At 47.4% G+C, this 16985-nt stretch carries 17 protein-coding genes; 3 read left to right on the forward strand and 14 right to left on the reverse strand.

Going from position 1 to position 16985, the window contains the following annotated elements:
* Positions 1–36: 36 nt before the first annotated feature.
* The 6 genes from H2R00_RS08885 to H2R00_RS08910 form a co-directional block, all read right to left on the reverse strand.
* Positions 37–1668 carry a peptide-binding protein gene (locus H2R00_RS08885; protein WP_182070870.1) on the reverse strand — a complete coding sequence of 544 codons (1632 nt, stop codon included), beginning with the start codon at positions 1666–1668 and terminating at the stop codon, positions 37–39.
* A 112-nt stretch (positions 1669–1780) separates the two neighbouring features.
* Positions 1781–2764: an ABC transporter ATP-binding protein gene (locus tag H2R00_RS08890; RefSeq protein ID WP_182071046.1), complete on the reverse strand. Its 984-nt coding sequence runs from the start codon at positions 2762–2764 to the stop codon at positions 1781–1783.
* A gap of 42 nt (positions 2765–2806) precedes the next feature.
* Positions 2807–3781, reverse strand: a complete 975-nt coding sequence (locus H2R00_RS08895) for an ABC transporter ATP-binding protein (protein ID WP_075753440.1) — start codon at positions 3779–3781, stop codon at positions 2807–2809.
* Between the two features lie 191 nt (positions 3782–3972).
* Entirely contained in the window at positions 3973–4761 is a 789-nt protein-coding gene (locus H2R00_RS08900) for a DUF2268 domain-containing putative Zn-dependent protease (protein WP_182070871.1), read from the reverse strand.
* Positions 4762–4848: 87 nt separating this feature from the next.
* Complete coding sequence (fabF, locus tag H2R00_RS08905) at positions 4849–6087, reverse strand: beta-ketoacyl-ACP synthase II (protein ID WP_073426285.1); 1239 nt, start codon at positions 6085–6087, stop codon at positions 4849–4851.
* A gap of 21 nt (positions 6088–6108) precedes the next feature.
* Positions 6109–7047, reverse strand: a complete 939-nt coding sequence (locus H2R00_RS08910; RefSeq protein ID WP_073426284.1) for a beta-ketoacyl-ACP synthase III — start codon at positions 7045–7047, stop codon at positions 6109–6111.
* A gap of 169 nt (positions 7048–7216) precedes the next feature.
* Here H2R00_RS08910 and H2R00_RS08915 point away from each other — a divergent pair, with 169 nt between their 5' ends.
* Entirely contained in the window at positions 7217–7450 is a 234-nt protein-coding gene (locus tag H2R00_RS08915) for a hypothetical protein (RefSeq protein ID WP_154997989.1), read from the forward strand.
* A 51-nt stretch (positions 7451–7501) separates the two neighbouring features.
* Here H2R00_RS08915 and H2R00_RS08920 read toward each other — a convergent pair whose 3' ends face one another.
* The 4 genes from H2R00_RS08920 to H2R00_RS08935 form a co-directional block, all read right to left on the reverse strand.
* Complete coding sequence (locus H2R00_RS08920) at positions 7502–7672, reverse strand: ComZ family protein (RefSeq protein ID WP_073426311.1); 171 nt, start codon at positions 7670–7672, stop codon at positions 7502–7504.
* 25 nt (positions 7673–7697) lie between these two features.
* Positions 7698–8651, reverse strand: a complete 954-nt coding sequence (locus H2R00_RS08925) for a BMP family ABC transporter substrate-binding protein (RefSeq protein WP_073426282.1) — start codon at positions 8649–8651, stop codon at positions 7698–7700.
* A gap of 85 nt (positions 8652–8736) precedes the next feature.
* Complete coding sequence (locus H2R00_RS08930) at positions 8737–9312, reverse strand: hypothetical protein (protein WP_073426281.1); 576 nt, start codon at positions 9310–9312, stop codon at positions 8737–8739.
* 86 nt (positions 9313–9398) lie between these two features.
* A complete protein-coding gene (locus tag H2R00_RS08935) occupies positions 9399–10133 on the reverse strand; it encodes a hypothetical protein (RefSeq protein ID WP_154998011.1) in 735 nt (244 codons plus the stop codon).
* Positions 10134–10373: 240 nt separating this feature from the next.
* On the opposite strand from H2R00_RS08935, the gene H2R00_RS08940 reads away from it, so the two are divergent.
* Positions 10374–10559 carry a YjzD family protein gene (locus tag H2R00_RS08940; RefSeq protein ID WP_003180576.1) on the forward strand — a complete coding sequence of 62 codons (186 nt, stop codon included), beginning with the start codon at positions 10374–10376 and terminating at the stop codon, positions 10557–10559.
* A 72-nt stretch (positions 10560–10631) separates the two neighbouring features.
* Here the strand turns inward: H2R00_RS08940 and H2R00_RS08945 are convergent, their stop codons facing one another.
* Positions 10632–10811 (reverse strand): YjzC family protein, encoded by a 180-nt coding sequence (locus tag H2R00_RS08945; RefSeq protein ID WP_003180573.1) that lies wholly within the window; start codon positions 10809–10811, stop codon positions 10632–10634.
* A 181-nt stretch (positions 10812–10992) separates the two neighbouring features.
* On the opposite strand from H2R00_RS08945, the gene H2R00_RS08950 reads away from it, so the two are divergent.
* On the forward strand, positions 10993–11805 hold the full coding sequence (locus H2R00_RS08950) for an undecaprenyl-diphosphate phosphatase (RefSeq protein WP_182070872.1): 813 nt from the start codon (positions 10993–10995) through the stop codon (positions 11803–11805).
* 34 nt (positions 11806–11839) lie between these two features.
* On the opposite strand, the gene argF is transcribed toward H2R00_RS08950, so the two are convergent.
* From argF to H2R00_RS08965, 3 genes are read right to left on the reverse strand one after another with little or no spacing between them, the layout of a single operon-like run.
* Entirely contained in the window at positions 11840–12790 is a 951-nt protein-coding gene (gene argF, locus H2R00_RS08955; RefSeq protein WP_154997991.1) for an ornithine carbamoyltransferase, read from the reverse strand.
* Entirely contained in the window at positions 12778–15867 is a 3090-nt protein-coding gene (locus tag H2R00_RS08960; RefSeq protein WP_182070873.1) for a carbamoyl-phosphate synthase (glutamine-hydrolyzing) large subunit, read from the reverse strand. The genes argF and H2R00_RS08960 overlap by 13 nt, the downstream gene beginning before the upstream one ends.
* The gene (locus H2R00_RS08965; protein ID WP_182070874.1) at positions 15860–16924 is read right to left on the reverse strand and encodes a carbamoyl phosphate synthase small subunit; all 1065 of its coding nucleotides are present in this window, start codon (positions 16922–16924) and stop codon (positions 15860–15862) included. Before H2R00_RS08965 ends, H2R00_RS08960 begins: the two co-directional genes overlap by 8 nt.
* Between the last annotated feature and the right edge of the window lie 61 nt (positions 16925–16985).

The raw sequence follows: 16985 nt of genomic DNA on the forward strand, positions 1-16985 counted from the left end.
AGAGGACATCCCCTCTCCCTTTTAGAGAATATTAGATTATTTTTTCAGCCACCATTTGTTCACTTCATAGAAATCGTTTTTCGGATGGAATTCGAAGCCTTGCAGGTTTTTAGGGATCGCCCGGTGGTAGTTGTAATAGAACAGGAATGTATACGGCTGATCTTCGGCGATCATTTTGTAGATTTTCTCGTAAGCTTTCGAATATTCTTTTCGGTCCTTCAGTTTCTTCGCGTTGACGAGAAGCTTATCGACTTCTTCATTTTTGTACCATATGTTATTTAAGCCCGCTTTCGATTGGCTGGAATGGAAGATGTCATATTGATCAGGGAAGGTCGCCAAGCTCCAGCCGAGCAGGAGTGCATCATAATTCCAGTTCGGCGCGCTCGTTTGTTCAATTAAAGCGCTGAACTCGACGATTTGCGGCTTCGCTTCGATACCGATTTCTTTCAGCTGCTGCTGAATGACAACTGCGGCATCTTCGCGCACTTTATTTCCCTGGTTCGTTTTAATGGTAAAGGAGAACTTTTTGCCGTCCTTGTCTAAAATGCCATCACCGTCTGTATCTTCCCAACCCGCTTCTTTGAGCATTTTCTTCGCTTTTTTCGGGTCGTATTCAAAGATCGGAATATCGGCTTCTTTCGGATAGTTCCACGATACAGGGCTTTCCGGAATATTCGCGACTTCCCCATCGCCGTCCAGAACATTTTGAACGATCGATTCGCGGTCAATCGCATGGGTTAAGGCCTGGCGGATTTTTTTATCTTTAAACAGCTCATTTTTTTCGTTCCAGCCGATGTATGAATAGTTCAAGCCAAGATCAGACTCAAGCTTGACATGATCGAATTTTTCGACCGTCTTCACATCAGTGCCCGGGACGACGAAATAATTAATGTCTCCAGCCTGAAGCTGGGCGATCGCCGCATTGGCATCCGGAATCACTTTGTATGTCAGCGTGTCAAGGTATGGTCCTTCACCGTAGTAATCTTTAAATGCTTCAACTTTAACGTACTGTCCTTGTTTCCACTCTACGAATTTAAACGGTCCCGTTCCGATCGGTTTTTTCCTGTTAAATTCGTGTTCGCCAAGGTCTTTAATCGGCACGTCCCCTAAAATATGCTCAGGAAGGATTCCGTAGCTTAAAGAGACAGGCAAAAATGAAGGGTCCGGATGCTTAAGCTTGAATTCAACCTCGTAGTCTCCCTTTTTCGTCACTTTATCAATCATTTCAAAATTGGAGCCGCGTTCACCGGCATAGTCTTTGCTCAATGGGATGTTATACGTAAACACGACGTCATCGGCCGTAAAGTCCTCGCCGTCATGCCATTTTACGCCTTTTTTCAAAGTCACGTTATACGTTATGCCGTCTTCCGACTGATCTATTTTTTCAGCAAGCTTCATCGTCGGATTTAAATCGGTGTCAGAGCCGACAAGGCCGTCAAAAATAAACCCTTCAATATCAGAGCTTGACGCATCGGTTGAATACAAAGTGTTGAACATCGTAGGCTCCCCTGTAGAACCGATGACCAAGTCTCCGCCCTGCTGCGGCTTCCCGTCAGATTTGCCTTCCTTTTCGTCCCCTCCGACTTCGCCGCTGTTACAGGCCGTTAGAAAGATCGATAAGATCAGCAGCAAGCTTAAAATTGAAAATCCTGTTTTGCGTTTGCTCATTTTATGAATTCCCCCTTATTAAACTGTTGTCCTTCTTTCCACCCGATTGACCCCCGTTTTTTAAAGAAGACATTCCCCCTCTCAAGGATTTAATATGTGACGGCTTCCCCCTTTATTCGTAAAGGTGGCACGCCACAAAATGGTTTGTTTTCACTTCCTTGAAAGCGGGTTCGGCTTCCGCGCAAATCGCTTTTGCGGCCGGACACCTCGTATGAAATACACAGCCTTTCGGAGGGTTGGCGGGGCTCGGCAGCTCGCCTTTTAAAACGATTCGCTCCCGCTTTGTCCCGCCTTTCTTCCTAGTGACGGGAACGGCGGACAGAAGCGCCTGCGTATATGGATGAAGCGGATTGTCGTACAGCTCATGCTTGTCTGTCAGCTCCATCATTTTGCCGAGATACATGACACCGACCCTGTCGCTGATATGGCGGACGACGCTCAAATCATGGGAAATGAACAAATATGTCAGATTGAATTCTTCCTGAAGCTCTTCCATCAGGTTGATTACTTGAGCCTGGATTGACACGTCCAATGCGGATACCGGTTCATCGGCGATAATAAGCTCCGGATTTAAGGCGAGCGCCCGCGCGATTCCGATCCGCTGGCGCTGCCCCCCGGAAAATTCGTGGGGATAGCGGTTCGCAAACGACGGGTGCAGCCCGACCTTAGCCAAAAGCTCTTCGGCTTTTTCGTTGCGCTCTTTGAAATTGTACATATGATGCGTGTTGAAGGGTTCTTTGATGATGGATCGCAGCGTTTTTCTCGGATTCAGTGAGGCAAACGGATCTTGGAAAACCATCTGGATGTTTTTGCGGACGCTCTTTCTCAACGCTTCTTCCGACAAACTTGAAATGTCGCGGCCTTTGTAAAAGATCTGTCCTGCCGTCGGTTTATAAAGGCGGATCATCGTCCGTCCGGCGGTCGACTTTCCGCAGCCCGATTCACCGACAATGCCGAGCGTTTCGCCGCGTTTAAGCGAAAAACTGATGCCGTCCACCGCTTTGACGTCGCCGATTTTTTTCTGAAATATCCCTGAGCGGATCGGAAAGTACTTTTTGATGTCTTTCAGCTCCAGAAGGGATTGTTGTGGGTTCATTTCCTGTCCGGGCTGTAATTGTTCAGCTGATGAAGTCATCCCTTATTCTCCCTCCTCATATAAAAAACATCTGACAGACCGGCCGTCCGGGCGCGTTTTCAAGCCCGGCTGCGCTCCCCAGCATTTGTCGACCGCGCTCGGACACCTCGGAGCAAACCGGCAGCCGGCCGGAAGGTTGTCAGGCGTCGGCACATTTCCTTTAATGGCTGTTAATTTTTCAATGGAGCCTTCAATGACAGGGATGGAGTTTAACAGTCCTTTTGTATAGGGATGCAGGGGTTCATCGAATAGTTCGTCTACTGTGGCATTTTCAACAACTTGTCCGCAATACATGACGATCACACGGTCCGCAATTTCGGACACAACGCCGAGATCGTGGGTAATGAGAAGTATGGAGGTATCGAATTTGTCGCATAGGTCTTTCATCAGTTCCAGCACTTGGGCTTGAATGGTGACGTCAAGCGCTGTTGTCGGTTCATCCGCGATGAGCAGCTTCGGATTGCAGCTTAAGGCAATGGCGATCATGACCCTCTGCCTCATGCCGCCCGACAGCCGGTGCGGATATTCTTTCATCAGCTCGCCTGCCCTTGAAAAACCGACAAGCTTTAATAATTCTACCGCTTTTTTGGCGGCTTCTTTTTTCGATAGCTTTTTATGATAGATCAGCACCTCTGTGATTTGTTCGCCGATCGTCAAAACCGGATTGAGCGAGGTCATCGGCTCCTGAAAAATCATCGAGATTTCATTTCCGCGGATCTTGCATAAATCTTGTTCCTTGTATGTAACGAGATCCCGTCCTTCGAGCTTGATAGAACCGTTCATGATCTTTCCGCCCGAGCCCTCGACGAGTCCCATGATTGACAGAGACGTGATGCTTTTACCGGATCCCGATTCGCCGACCAGCGCCACGGTCTCCCCTTTTTTAATTGAAAAATCGACGCCGTCCACTGCGGGTATCGGCTGCTTTTTTCTGAAAAAATAAGTTTTTAAATCATTGACTTCCAGCAATGCGCTCATCCAGATTCCCCTTCCATAGACCAGAAGTTAAATATCACAAAAAACTAATATATTACTTTTTTAGAATTTTCTTAATATGACTGAATTATCTTAAAATTTTATAGTTGTATATTATTACATCATCATTACAAAAGCAAGGAGTTTTTTGATTTTTTGTAATAATATTAATTTAATCCCATAATTTTAGTATTTTAAAGCGATAGCTTTATAAAGTCTTCTGACGGAAAGGCTAAAACATCGGCAACCTTCAAATTTCGAGCCGATAAATGTTTTTTTACAATACTGTAACCGACAGCATATCCGAGCATGTCTGGATAATGTCCTTTTCCAAATAAAATATTGGAGAATAGTCGGCCATCGTGTCGGCGCAGCTCGAAATGCGGCTTTACGAACCGGTCTTGAAAATGGCGAAGCTGTTTTTCGGTGTAATATGACGTCCATGCGGCTGTTTCAGCTTCCCCCAACCGTTCAAAAACGGCATTTTCTGCAAGGCCTTCGAGAATAATTGTATCAAGCAGCGTCATCTTATTTTCTTCTTTCGGCATATTTTCTAACCGGCAAACGTGATTATATTCGTGCGTCATGATAGCAGAAATCGATGGCCGGGGAAGATCGGCCGATAAAAACAAAAATAATTTGTCGCTGAACGCAAGGCCTGATTTAGAGCCGAATTCGACGCGGATTCTGCGGTTTCTTTCATCGACCGGCAGGATGAAAATCGGAACATCCGGCCCGTTCCATCTTTTGCAGAGCAGCTGTTCTTCCCGTCTGACATGCTGAAATACGCCGTTTTTCTTAAGCTGCTTCATCGTATGCTCACCGTCCGTCCACGAACGGAACATGCCGTGGGTCTGCAGGTGGCTGACAATCGCCGCCGCATCCGCTTTTGAAGCGCCTTTAAAGTACGGGATGAGAAAGTTTGACAATTCCTGCACGGATGAAGCCTGTTCAAGCCATTCATACGTGCTTGCTATACTCATTTTAGATCACACTCCTTTTTCATCTGTATGGTATGCATGCTAAAAAAAACGGCCACCATCTAAAATGGCAGCCGTTTATATTTGCGGTTATTCATATTTTTTGAAAATCAGCGTTGCGTTGTGTCCGCCGAAACCAAGCGAGTTGCTGAGCACAACATTTACGTCCTGGCGGCGGGCTTTGTCCGGTACATAGTCCAGATCGCAATCTTCATCAGGTGTTTCGATATTGATTGTCGGAGGAATGATGCCTTCCTTAATGGCAAGGACGGAGAAAATCGCTTCGATGCCTCCGGCAGCCCCGAGCAAGTGCCCTGTCATCGATTTTGTCGAGCTGACGGCAAGCTTGTAGGCATGCTCTCCGAACACTTCTTTAATCGCGATCGTTTCAAATTTATCATTGTACGGTGTGCTTGTTCCGTGCGCATTGATATAATCAATGTGCTCAGGGGACAGACCCGCATCTTTGATCGCTTCTTTCATGGCTCTGACGCCGCCTTCCCCATTTGGCGCAGGAGCCGTGATATGATAGGCGTCTCCCGTTGATCCGTAGCCGACCACTTCCGCGTAGATTGTCGCTCCGCGGTTTAATGCGTGCTCAAGCTCCTCAAGAACGACGATTCCCGCTCCTTCTCCCATGACGAAGCCGTCGCGGTTTTTGTCAAATGGACGGCTTGCCGTTTTCGGATCCGGATTAGTGGAGAGCGCTTTATTGGCCGAAAAGCCGGCAAATGACATTCTTGTTAGCGGGGCTTCCGTTCCTCCGGAGATCATGACATCTGCATCGCCGCGCTGAATGACTTTAAAGGCGTCGCCGATTGAGTTTGTCCCCGTTGCGCAAGCTGTCACCGTACAAGAGTTGACCCCTTTTGCACCGAGAGAGATCGAAATCTGGCCGGTCGCCATATCAGGAATCATCATCGGTACAAAGAACGGGCTGACGCGCCGCGGTCCTTTTGTTAAAAATGTTTCGAACTGCTGTTCAAGCGTTTCAAGGCCGCCGATCCCGGAACCGACCCAGACGCCGACCCGGTCTGCGTTGCTCTCGTTAATGTCGAGCCCCGCGTCTTCCACGGCCATTTTCGCCGACACAACGGCATATTGTGTGAAGCGGTCCATTTTTCTCGCTTCTTTTTTATCCATATAATCTTCTATCTTAAAATCTTTCAGTTCTGCGGCTACTTTAGCAGGATACTCGTCCGCGTTCACCCTTGTAATCGGGCCGACCCCAGAAACCCCGTTGACCGCGTTGTTCCAGCTCGTTTTGACGTCATTACCAAGAGGTGATAAAGCTCCTAATCCGGTAATGACTACTCTTTTACTATTCATAAGTTGCACCTCACCTTTCTTTTAGCGGCCCCAGCGCATGGCGATGGCTCCCCATGTCAAACCTCCGCCGAAGCCGACCATCACAATGACGTCACCGTCTTTTATTTTACCAGCTTCAAGCTCTTCCACAAGAGAAATCGGAATAGAAGCAGCTGATGTGTTTCCGTATTTATGAACCGTTTTAGACATTTTTTCGACTGGAAGCTCCAAACGTTCGCGCGCCGCTTCCATGATCCGGATGTTGGCTTGATGCGGCACCAAAAAGTCGACATCCTCTTTGGATAATCCGGCTTTTTCAATAACATTTACACTGGATTCACCCATTTGGCGGACGGCAAACTTGAACACTTCTCTGCCATTCATGATTGTATGATCTTTTTCATCCAAGTACAAGTGCTTTCCGCCTCTGCCGTCTGCACCGAGCTCAAAGGACAGAATCCCTTTATCGTCGCTGACAGGCCCGACAACTGCGGCGCCCGCACCGTCTCCGAACAGAACAGCGGTATTGCGGTCATCCCAGTCCGTAATGCTTGAGAGCTTTTCAACTCCGATGACAAGCACATGCTTATACGTTCCGGCTTCAATAAACTGTTTTCCAGTGACTAAGCCGTACATAAAACCGGCGCACGCTGCGCTGATATCCATTGCACAGGCATTGAATGCGCCGAGCTTTTCTTGAATCATGCAGGACACTGTCGGAAATGCCTGATCAGGAGTAACGGTGGCGACGAGAATCATATCAAGATCTTCCGCCTCGATGTTTGCATCTTCCATCGCTCTTCTCGCGGCGGCGACAGCCATGTCGGACGTCATCTCATCTTCGGCTGCGATTCTTCTTTCTTCTATGCCTGTTCTTGTACGAATCCACTCGTCAGAAGTTTCAACCATTTTTTCCAAGTCGAAATTGGTCAGCACCTTTTCAGGGATGTACCGGCCGATTCCAATAATTCCAGCTTTCATAGGAAAGACTCCTTTATTCATGATTTTTTCCAACTAATGTTATGAGTAATTATTAGTATCTGGTACTAATCCTACCCTATTTTTTTTTAGTTGGCAATATATTCGTCTAATCTAGCAGACCAAAACCTTCATATAGTAGTGATATATATGAAAAAGGAGGAGATGAAGAGTGGCGAACGACGATTTTTTCACAAAAATGATGTTTGGTGCAAACGCACCCGGCAGGCATGAAGAAGAGCCGGAGGCGGAGACTGAAACCGCCGAAGACGCTGAAGTTTCCCAGGAAGCCGATTACATGCACGTGTTAAATCAAGTCGGACAAATCATGGATTCGATCGATGAGCTGAAGCCCGTGTTTAAAGAAATCGGGTCAATGGTCAGCGCTTTGAAAAATAAGATATAAAAAAGCCACTTCTTCTGAAAAGTGGCTTTTTAACCGTTTGCGGGCGTTCCATCAGGCGTCTGAACCGGCGTCCGCTTTACCGAGCTCGTAAGCCTCGGCCATCACTTTTGTAAACAAGTTCATGAACGGCTCAAGCATTTCCGGCGAAAGTTCGATTCCCGCTTTCTCCATCTCTGCCTTCGCTTCCGGAACGTATTTCATAGCAATTTGCAAAAATTCCATCGATTTTTCGTGCACTTTGATCACCTCAATGTTCGTTTGGCAGTTTGTTCGTTTTTTTGTATTCGTCAATCAGCCGTTTCATCTCTTCTTGAAATGACTGATCGACAACAGGGCTGAATTTCCCCATCTCGATGACGCCTTCTTGAATGTCAAATGACCGCTTGCCGCCTTTAAGCGTTCCTTTATTAAATTCGTCGGCGGTGAGTTCATAAGCGTCGTCTACATGCTGTATGGTGCTTGTCAAAACGACATTCTCACCCAATTCCGACTGGTCGCTTACATAGCCGATAGCGTACAGCCCGTCCTTTTTGATTTGTTCAATGACAGGGACATTATACCCGTCTCCGGCCGGATACACAACATCCGCGCCTGCCTCCTTCATTTTTTCATACAGTTTGACGGCATTTTCACTGTCGTCCCACTGGCCGACATATTCTGTCATCACCTCAATGTCCGGATCGAGGTATTTTGCTCCTTCTGCAAACCCTTCTACTTCAGGCTGCCATTTATACGTTGCGAGGACTCCGATTTTCTTTGTTTTTGACTGATGGGCCGCCGTCATTCCGCCGAAAAATCCCATCGCTTCGCCTTCAAGCGATATGCTTGTCACATTTTGGTGTTCGGCTTTAGAGTTCATTAAAACAAAATGAATATCAGGATAATCTTTGCATATCTCATTAAAGGCTTTTTCGTATTCGCTTCCGTGCCCGTAGATGAGGTTGACGCCTTTTTTGTGAAAATCTTCTACAGCCATTTTAATGGCCGCATCATTGTTGATTCCTTCTTTATAATAGACGTCGACATTGTAGACGGATTGTATTCTTAATAATCCTTTATATCCTTTGGTTCCCCATACTTGATCACTTATCGTATCAGGGACAAGCAAACCGACTTTTTCAATTTTCCCTTTCAGCGGCGATTGTCCGCAGCCGCTTAGCGTCAGGAGAATGAAAAAAATCGCGACAAGCCTGTACACCATGCCATGTTCAACTCCCTTTCGAAAAAAAAGCAATTCAAATCTATCTTTATTGTATCCTTTCAAGTGTAAATTAGGAAGATCTTTCTTATTTTTTGTCGAAAAATGTAGACATTTGTCTGTTCCATTCTTTAATGATCTCATCGGCTTTGTCGTATGGCGTCCTCTGTACAAACCGCAATGCTGAAAAGTCTTTTTCGACAGCACAGGCAGCGGCTTGTGCGGCCGCGTCGTTTACAAAAAGCGCTCCGTCCCTGTTTTGTTTATCCTCGGCCCTGACGTCCCACGGACCGAACAGATCCGGAAGCACAATCAGTTCAACCCCCTTTTCCTCCATGCTTGCCCGTAAAGCCTCTTCGAATTGTTCTTGATAGACAAACAGAATAACAGGCTTGTTTTCAACGCCTGCAGCCAACGCTTCTTCCGGCACGGAGCCTGTGTATTGGATGAAGACTTGTTCGTACGGGGCTTCAAGCTCTTTTTCGATGAGGCGGAAATGCTGGTTTCTTCCCAGCCACATCAGCCGCTCTTCGAGGTACATCAACTTTTTTTCGTCGCTTGTCTGCTCCAACTTGACATCTATATTTACACCCTCTTCAAGAAGATGTTCACAAAATGAAAGGCCGAAGAACTCATCTGCTCCATATACAAGTGCCGGCTTCATTCGATGGACCACCTTTCGTTTCAGCTTTTTTAACCAAGCAAAAAACAGCCCTTTTTACCATTTGCGGGCTGCTATTATTCTATTCTCTATAAGACTTTTTCATGCGTTTTGAAAAAGTTCGCGATTGCTGAATGAATGCGCTGAGGATGTTCAGACAGGTGCAGGGTGAGCCCCACGCTGTGACGGCCTTTAAGCTGACGCTCCTCAAACGTTTTGGCATGAATCATATACGGATACGGTGAGCCGTTCAGCCTTTGCCAAATATGGACAGGCACGAGATTGTGATAAGGGGAGATGCTTTTGAACGGATAATCGGCAGCCTCCCGCTCCGAAATTCCGTAGCTTTCGGCAATTTCTTTAATAAACTGTTTGTAGAAAAACTTGTTTTCTTTTTCTCGTTTATGATGAGCCTGAAGATCGAGGCAAGGATTAACCATCGCTGCAGAACGTATTTGGTTCGGGATCGAGCGAAGGAGTTCATCTGCAATAAGCGCGCCTGTGCCTTCCGCCAATAGATGAATTTTTTTATTTAAAATCTCTTGTTTGAACACGTAATGTATCAGCTGTTTGGCGTATGCAACCGCTTTTTCGGAGCCCCAGTGCCGGCCGAATAAATTGCTGTTTACCAGTGTATAGCCTTTGTTTCTCAGGCCCGTTAGAAGCTGATTCCTCCCGTAATGCTGAAGCCAGAAGCTCGAATCTTCCCCGACGAAATGGTTCCGGTCGCCGAAAATGAACACCAGAAAACCGTTCGGTCTGTACGGAAGATGAACCACATTCCATTCTGAATCCACTTGAAAAAAACGTTCGGTTATTTTCATCACTTGCCTGCCTCCTTCCTGCCGTAATCTGCTCATTATTTTATGTCGTACGTGCATCAAACGAATAAGGAAAAGTCCCAGTCTACATGATGAAAAATGAACTTTAATTAAATGCCCTTTCTGATATTTCTGAAATCAGGGTTGAAAGCCCTGTCTTGTTCACTAAAATGTCTTTTCCAGCTGGCTATGTATATGGTATGATAAGTTTTAGAATTGAATGAGAAGGACGAGGTGGGAAACATGCGATTTGTGGTCGCTTTTTTCTGGACATTTCTTTTGACGCAGATGGCCTGCTACATTGTCGGCGCCATGAACGGTGCTGGGTATGACCTTCAAACCAGTGTCATTATGGGCTTTATCATCACCGCAGCCGTTATTGTTCTTGGAGAAATTATGCCTGTTAAACAGGATGCAAGTCAACATTAAAACCCCGGCTTTAAAAAGCGGGGTTTTTTTGCTTTAGGCAGGCAGCCGTCCGAAAATACCGACGGCTGTTTTTTAAGGCTTTCTTTTATATGTCCAGAGCCGGTTATGGTTGGAGGTTTCAGGGAAGAACTCGCCGGCGCTCAATTTGATTTGCTGAGGGTTCTGAACCATGCTTCCCGTTTCGCCGATCTCCACATACACTCCATTATTGGGCGCTTTTTGGCCCGGCCGGAATTGACGCTGCTGTCCCATTTGCTTCACTCCCTTTTACCATTAGATTGCCCCGTTCTCTCAAAAAACATGTCGATTTTATCTTTACATTTGTTTGCTTTGTATAGTTTAATGAGAAAAGCGTTCCGAAAATTGAAACGAATCGCCCGTTCATTCCGTCTTTTAAAAGGGCGTCACAACTTGTGGGAAACGGAGGAATATCATGGATTTTTTAATGTTGATCAAGTATATCCTTTTAGGGTTGCTTCAGGGATTCACAGAGCCGATCCCTGTTTCGTCAAGCGGCCACTTAGTGCTGGCACAGCACTTTTTGGGCTTGAACATTGAAGGCTTCAGTTTTGAGCTTTTGATGAATGCCGGTTCTTTAATTGCCGTACTTCTCGTTTATAAAAACGATATTTTCAGGCTGGCGGTAAACGGGCTGTCTTATGTCACATCAAAAAATGAAAAAGGAAAAGCGGACTTCAGGTTTATCATCTATCTGATCATCGCCACGATTCCTGCCGGTGTCATCGGCGTTTTATATGATGATGAGATTTCGGCTTTCTTTAAAGACGGCGTCCGGATCACCGCGGTTACTTTGCTGATCACGGGTCTGGCATTGTTTCTCATTCGAAATTTGCGCGGCCGGAAAAACGACGGCGAAATCAGACTGAGAGACGCCGTGATCATCGGCTTGTCGCAAATGGTTGCACTTGTTCCCGGCATCAGCCGTTCGGGAGCGACGATCGTTCCTGCGATGGCGCTCGGCCTCAAATCTGAAACTGCGCTCAGGTTTTCATTTTTACTGTACATACCGGTCAGCCTTGGCGGAACCATTTTAAGCATTACCGATATTTTTCATGATCCGCGTTTAGGAGAGCTTTTCCTTCCTTATTTGTTTGCGTTCATCGCATCGATTATAGCTACATACTTCTCATTGCGCTGGTTCATGAATATTATGGCGAAAGGAAACTTGGTTTATTTCTCAATTTACTGCTTTGTCATCGGCATCGCCGTTTTGATATTCGCCTAAAAAACAGCTGATCAACTGATCAGCTGTTTTTTATTTAAGATAACAGTGCTTTTAATAAAGCTTTCTGGACGTGCAGGCGGTTTTCAGCCTGCTGAAATACCGCTGAATTCGGACCGTCGATGATCTCTGCAGTGACCTCTTCCTCCCGGTGGGCAGGAAGGCAGTGCAAAAAGACGTAATCCGGTTTGGCATGGGAGACAAGCGTTCCGTTGACTTGGTAAGGAGCAAAGATGTTCATCCGTTCTTCGGCTTCCTCCTCCTGACCCATGCTTGTAAAAACATCGGAATAGATGACATCCGCTTGTTGAACGGCTGACACGGGGTCATTTGTGATTGTGACGGCCGCTCCGGATTCTTCGGCGAATGCCTCGGCCAGTTTTACCACGTCCTGATTCGGCTCATACCCTTTAGGCGAAGCCACCGTAATGTCGCATCCCACCTTCGCGCAGCCGATTAACAGCGAATGTGCGACATTGTTTCCGTCTCCAACATAAACGGCTTTCAGCCCTTTTAATGTTCCTTTCATCTCTTGCATCGTCAAGAGGTCACTAAGCGCCTGACACGGATGAAAAAGATCAGTCAATCCGTTGATCACTGGAATCTCGGCGTGCTTGGCAAGCTCTTCGACTTTTTCGTGTTCGAATGTGCGGATCATGATCGCGTCGACATACCGCGAAAGCACTTTCGCGGTATCTGCGATCGTTTCCCCTCTGCCCAGCTGCATGTCTTTACTGCTTAAAAACAGGGCGTTTCCGCCGAGCTGCGCCATTCCAGCTTCAAACGATACGCGCGTTCTCGTCGACGATTTTTCAAAGATCATCGCCAATGTTTTTCCTTTAAAGATGTCTTGAATTTTATTTTGCTTCATTGCTGCTGCCTCTTTCAGCAAATAGACGATCTCTTCTTTTGAAAAGTCCTTGAGGCTTAAAAAATCCTTGCCCGACAGATTGATCTCCCGGGTCGCCCCGATGTTTACAGTAGACATGTCTCCACTTCCTTTTTATATAAATCTTTTAGCGACACGGCTTTAGTCGTTCCATGCCCGCTCGTCAAAAATGCCCGCACCGTCTCTTCCTCCGTCATCACCGCCACACCGTGGGTGACGGCTTCCATCCGCTGCTTTCTCGCCTCTTTTGACTCAGCTAAATGGATGTGCAGCGCTTTGTCTTTCCGTTTGATCCAGCCCGGAAAATCGTCCGACTGTACGGTGAAGCCCGCCTGCTCTGCGAGAGAACAGAGTTCCCCGGCCCCTTCCATGTAAATGCAGCCTTTCGTTTGCCAGATTCCCGCAAAGATTTTCTTCAGGGCGCTTTCCGGATTGAAGCCGACATACATGCCTTCACCGGTCGATTTCATTTCCGGCCCAAGCTTCAAATCGACATCCTGAATAGCGTGTGATGAAAAGACAGGGAACTTCACGGCAACGCCGCGTGAATTTTTGGCGGAGGGCTTCAATTCTTTGAGTGACGAACCGGCTAACAGTTTCGCCGCAAGCGGGATCATCGGAACTCCCATCACTTTGCTGACAACCGGAACTGTCCGGCTCGCCCTCGGATTGACTTCAAGGATGAGCAGTTCATCCGCGTCCGCTATAAATTGAATGTTCATAATGCCTTTAAATCCGAGCTTGCGGACAATTTTTGCGGCAGCATCCCGAGCGGCGCTTTTCATCTCCGGAGTGACCGAAGGCCCCGGCAAAATCGCGTAGCTGTCACCTGAATGCACGCCCGCTTTTTCAATATGCTCGATAAAAGTCGGGATATAAAGATCGTCGCCATCGCTGACAAGGTCGATTTCAAACTCTTTTCCGGATACGTATTGATCGATCAGAATCGGGTAAGGCATTTGCGATGCTCCGCCCAGCAGCTCTCTGAGCTCCGCTTCAGAGTGAACGATCATCATGCCCATTCCGCCGATCACATATGACGGCCTGATCAGCACAGGATAGCCGATTTCGTTTGCTTTCTGCACCGCTTCCGCTTTTGATGAAGCCGTTTCTCCTTTGGCATGGGAGATGCCGAGCTCGTCAAGAAGCTGATAAAATTGATCGCGGTCTTCAAGTATGTCAAGGGTTTCCGATGATGTTCCAAGCAGGGTGATACCCGCTTTTTCAATCGCTTCCGCTACATTGATGGCAGATTGGCCGCCGAATTGAACAATCGCAAAGTCAATGTCTTCTGCTTCAGCGACATTGAGAATATGCTCGGGTGTAATCGGTTCAAAGTACAGACGGTCTGCCATTTCATAATCCGTGCTGACGGTTTCCGGGTTGTTGTTCAGCATGATCGTTTCAAACCCGAGGTGTTTCAGCGTCATTACGCTATGAACGGCGCTGTAGTCAAACTCGACCCCCTGGCCGATCCGAATTGGGCCTGAACCGATGATCAATGCCCGCTTTTTCGTTTTTCGAGAGATGTCTCCGTCGCTTTTCCCGAAATACGTTGAATAAAAATAGTTTGTCTTCGCATCAAATTCAGCTGCGCATGTATCGACGATTTTAAAGGATGCAGTAATGCCCATTTTTTTGCGGAGCGCACGCACTTCTTCTTCCGTCTTTCCGGTAAGGGAAGCGATCGTAAAGTCGGTAAATCCCTTTTCTTTCACCTTTTGCAAAAGGCTGACGGACAGCGCGTCCCCCTGCTCCATTAACGAGTTTTCCAGCTCAATGATGTTAGAAAAGACATGAAGGAAATAATCATCAATTTTCGTTTTCTCGTGTATCTCGCTGATGGAAGTCCCCCTGCTCAGCAGCTCCATAACCGCAAAGAAACGACGGTCATCAGGGGTCTCAAGCAGCTTCCACAACACTTCTGAAGATACGCCGCCAAGTTCGGGCAAATGTGTTCCTGACGTTTTCAGCTCAAGGGATGCGACGGCTTTTTGCAGGGCCGCTTCAAGATTACGGTCAATCGCCATGACTTCCCCTGTCGCTTTCATTTTCGTGCCGAGCTTACGGTCGGCATGTTTGAATTTGTCAAACGGCCAGCGCGGAAATTTGACGACGACATAGTCAAGCGCAGGCTCGAAGCTTGCATACGTCGAATCTGTGAGCGGATTTTTCAGCTCGGCAAGCGTGTAGCCGACTGCCAGTTTAGCCGCCATTTTTGCGATCGGATAGCCGGTCGCTTTTGAGGCGAGCGCTGATGAACGGCTTACTCTCGGATTAACCTCGATGACATAATAGTTTTTGCTCTCCGGGTCAAGGGCGAATTGAATGTTGCAGCCGCCGACAACATCGAGCGCGGAAATGATCTTTAAGCTGGCAGAACGCAGCATTTGATAGTCCGCATCCGTTAATGTCTGCGACGGGGCGACAACGATCGAATCCCCCGTATGGACGCCGACCGGATCGATGTTTTCCATATTGCAGACGGTAATGCATGTATTGTTTCTGTCACGCATGACTTCGTATTCGATTTCTTTAAAACCGGCAATGCTTTTTTCGACAAGGCATTGATGGATCGGGCTTGCGAGGAGGGCGCTTTCGATTAAAGGCAGAAACTCCTCTTTCGTCGCCGCGATGCCGCCTCCTTTTCCGCCCAGTGTATAGGCCGGCCGCACGATAATCGGAAAACCGATTGAGAGCGCAAAACGAAGCGCATCATCTTGATTGTCAACGATTTCTGAATCCGGCACAGGTTCGTTCAGCTCTTTCATCAAGGCGCGGAACTTTTCCCTGTCTTCACCCTTTTCGATCGTATCGACAGATGTTCCAAGCAGCTTCACTCCGTATGCTTTAAGAATGCCTGCCTTTTCGAGCTCGACAGCTAAATTCAGCGCTGTCTGTCCGCCCAGATTGGCGAGCAGTCCGTCCGGTTTTTCGCGCTTGATAATTTGTGTGAGGCTTTCCATTGTCAAAGGCTCAAAATAGATTTCATCTGCAAAAGATTCATCGGTCATGATTGTCGCCGGGTTGCTGTTGACGAGAATCACCCGGTAGCCTTCGCTTTTCAGCGCCATGCAGCCCTGTGTTCCGGAGTAGTCGAATTCAGCGGCCTGCCCGATGATAATCGGCCCAGATCCGATAACGAGAATGCTTTTGATGGTTTGATCTTTAGGCATGGGCGATCTCTCTCCTTGCTTCGTTCAATTTCTGCAAATATTCGCCGAATATCCATTCGCTTTCAGCCGGTCCCGGATGGGCTTCCGGATGAAACTGAACGGATATGACAGGCAGTGTTTTATGCATCAGCCCTTCTACTGAACCGTCGTTGACATGATGAAACCTGACGGAAAATTCATTTTGGCTGATCGTGTCCCGATCCACGACATAGCTGTGATTTTGGCTTGTCATGAACACGCGTCCGGTCTCTTTGTCCATGACCGGATGATTGGCTCCCCTGTGGCCAAACGGAAGCTTATACGTATCGCTTCCGAATGCGAGAGCGATCAGCTGATGCCCGAGGCAGATGCCGAGAGTCGGATATGAAGAGATGATATCCCGGAGCGCATCCATATATGGAAGGATCGCTTTCGGATCGCCCGGCCCGTTTGAAAGGACGATCCCGTCCGGATTTAGCTTTGAAATGCCGTCCATCTCTTGATAGGGAACGACCGTTACTTTGCAGCCCCGGTTTGCAAGCGATGAAGCGATCGACTTTTTATAGCCGAAATCGATCAGCGCAATATGCGCATTCCCTTCCCCATAAGGGCCATTTTCGTTTTGTCCGGCAACCTGTGCCGCATAGTTTTCCAGCTGGCGCGGAGCCGGAATGCCGTCCTTTTGTTTTGTCAATTTGGCATTCAGCGTCCCCTTTGCCCTGATATGCTGAACAACCGCTCTTGTGTCCACGTGCGACAAAAGCGGAACATCCCACTTTGCCAAGTATTCCCGAAGGCTTTCTGTCGCCTGATGGTGGGAAAACCTGTCGCACGCTTCATAGACGACAACACCTTTCACCTGTGGCCGTTTGCTTTCATCATCGCTTTCATTGATTCCGTAGTTGCCGATCAGCGGATACGTAAAGACAATAATCTGGCCTTTATATGAAGGGTCTGTCAAAACCTCCTGATAACCGGTCATGCCCGTAAAAAAGACGACTTCACCGGTGCATCCGTCAAGACCGTCCAGTTCACCGCTGAAGGATGTACCATCTTCAAGAACTAAATATCCTTCCATCTTATGCCCACCTTTGATGAATAAATAATGATATTCATGAATTTTTATACCGACATATCGA

Origin of the sequence: Bacillus haynesii (assembly GCF_014042035.1) — a bacterium.
Classification (GTDB): domain Bacteria; phylum Bacillota; class Bacilli; order Bacillales; family Bacillaceae; genus Bacillus; species Bacillus haynesii.

Bases quoted from the DNA above. Each gene is read 5' to 3' on its own strand.
- H2R00_RS08925 (WP_073426282.1), bottom strand. From the start codon at position 8,651: ATGGTGTACAGGCTTGTCGCGATTTTTTTCATTCTCCTGACGCTAAGC.
- H2R00_RS08885 (WP_182070870.1), bottom strand. From the start codon at position 1,668: ATGAGCAAACGCAAAACAGGATTTTCAATTTTAAGCTTGCTGCTGATC.
- H2R00_RS08900 (WP_182070871.1), bottom strand. From the start codon at position 4,761: ATGAGTATAGCAAGCACGTATGAATGGCTTGAACAGGCTTCATCCGTG.
- argF (WP_154997991.1), bottom strand. From the start codon at position 12,790: ATGTCTACTGTAAACATCGGGGCGACCCGGGAGATCAATCTGTCGGGC.
- H2R00_RS08920 (WP_073426311.1), bottom strand. From the start codon at position 7,672: ATGGAATTTTTGCAAATTGCTATGAAATACGTTCCGGAAGCGAAGGCA.
- H2R00_RS08950 (WP_182070872.1), top strand. From the start codon at position 10,993: ATGGATTTTTTAATGTTGATCAAGTATATCCTTTTAGGGTTGCTTCAG.
- fabF (WP_073426285.1), bottom strand. From the start codon at position 6,087: ATGAATAGTAAAAGAGTAGTCATTACCGGATTAGGAGCTTTATCACCT.
- H2R00_RS08945 (WP_003180573.1), bottom strand. From the start codon at position 10,811: ATGGGACAGCAGCGTCAATTCCGGCCGGGCCAAAAAGCGCCCAATAAT.
- H2R00_RS08895 (WP_075753440.1), bottom strand. From the start codon at position 3,781: ATGAGCGCATTGCTGGAAGTCAATGATTTAAAAACTTATTTTTTCAGA.
- H2R00_RS08935 (WP_154998011.1), bottom strand. From the start codon at position 10,133: ATGAAAATAACCGAACGTTTTTTTCAAGTGGATTCAGAATGGAATGTG.
- H2R00_RS08910 (WP_073426284.1), bottom strand. From the start codon at position 7,047: ATGAAAGCTGGAATTATTGGAATCGGCCGGTACATCCCTGAAAAGGTG.
- H2R00_RS08890 (WP_182071046.1), bottom strand. From the start codon at position 2,764: ATGAACCCACAACAATCCCTTCTGGAGCTGAAAGACATCAAAAAGTAC.
- H2R00_RS08960 (WP_182070873.1), bottom strand. From the start codon at position 15,867: ATGCCTAAAGATCAAACCATCAAAAGCATTCTCGTTATCGGATCTGGG.
- H2R00_RS08965 (WP_182070874.1), bottom strand. From the start codon at position 16,924: ATGGAAGGATATTTAGTTCTTGAAGATGGTACATCCTTCAGCGGTGAA.
- H2R00_RS08940 (WP_003180576.1), top strand. From the start codon at position 10,374: ATGCGATTTGTGGTCGCTTTTTTCTGGACATTTCTTTTGACGCAGATG.
- H2R00_RS08930 (WP_073426281.1), bottom strand. From the start codon at position 9,312: ATGAAGCCGGCACTTGTATATGGAGCAGATGAGTTCTTCGGCCTTTCA.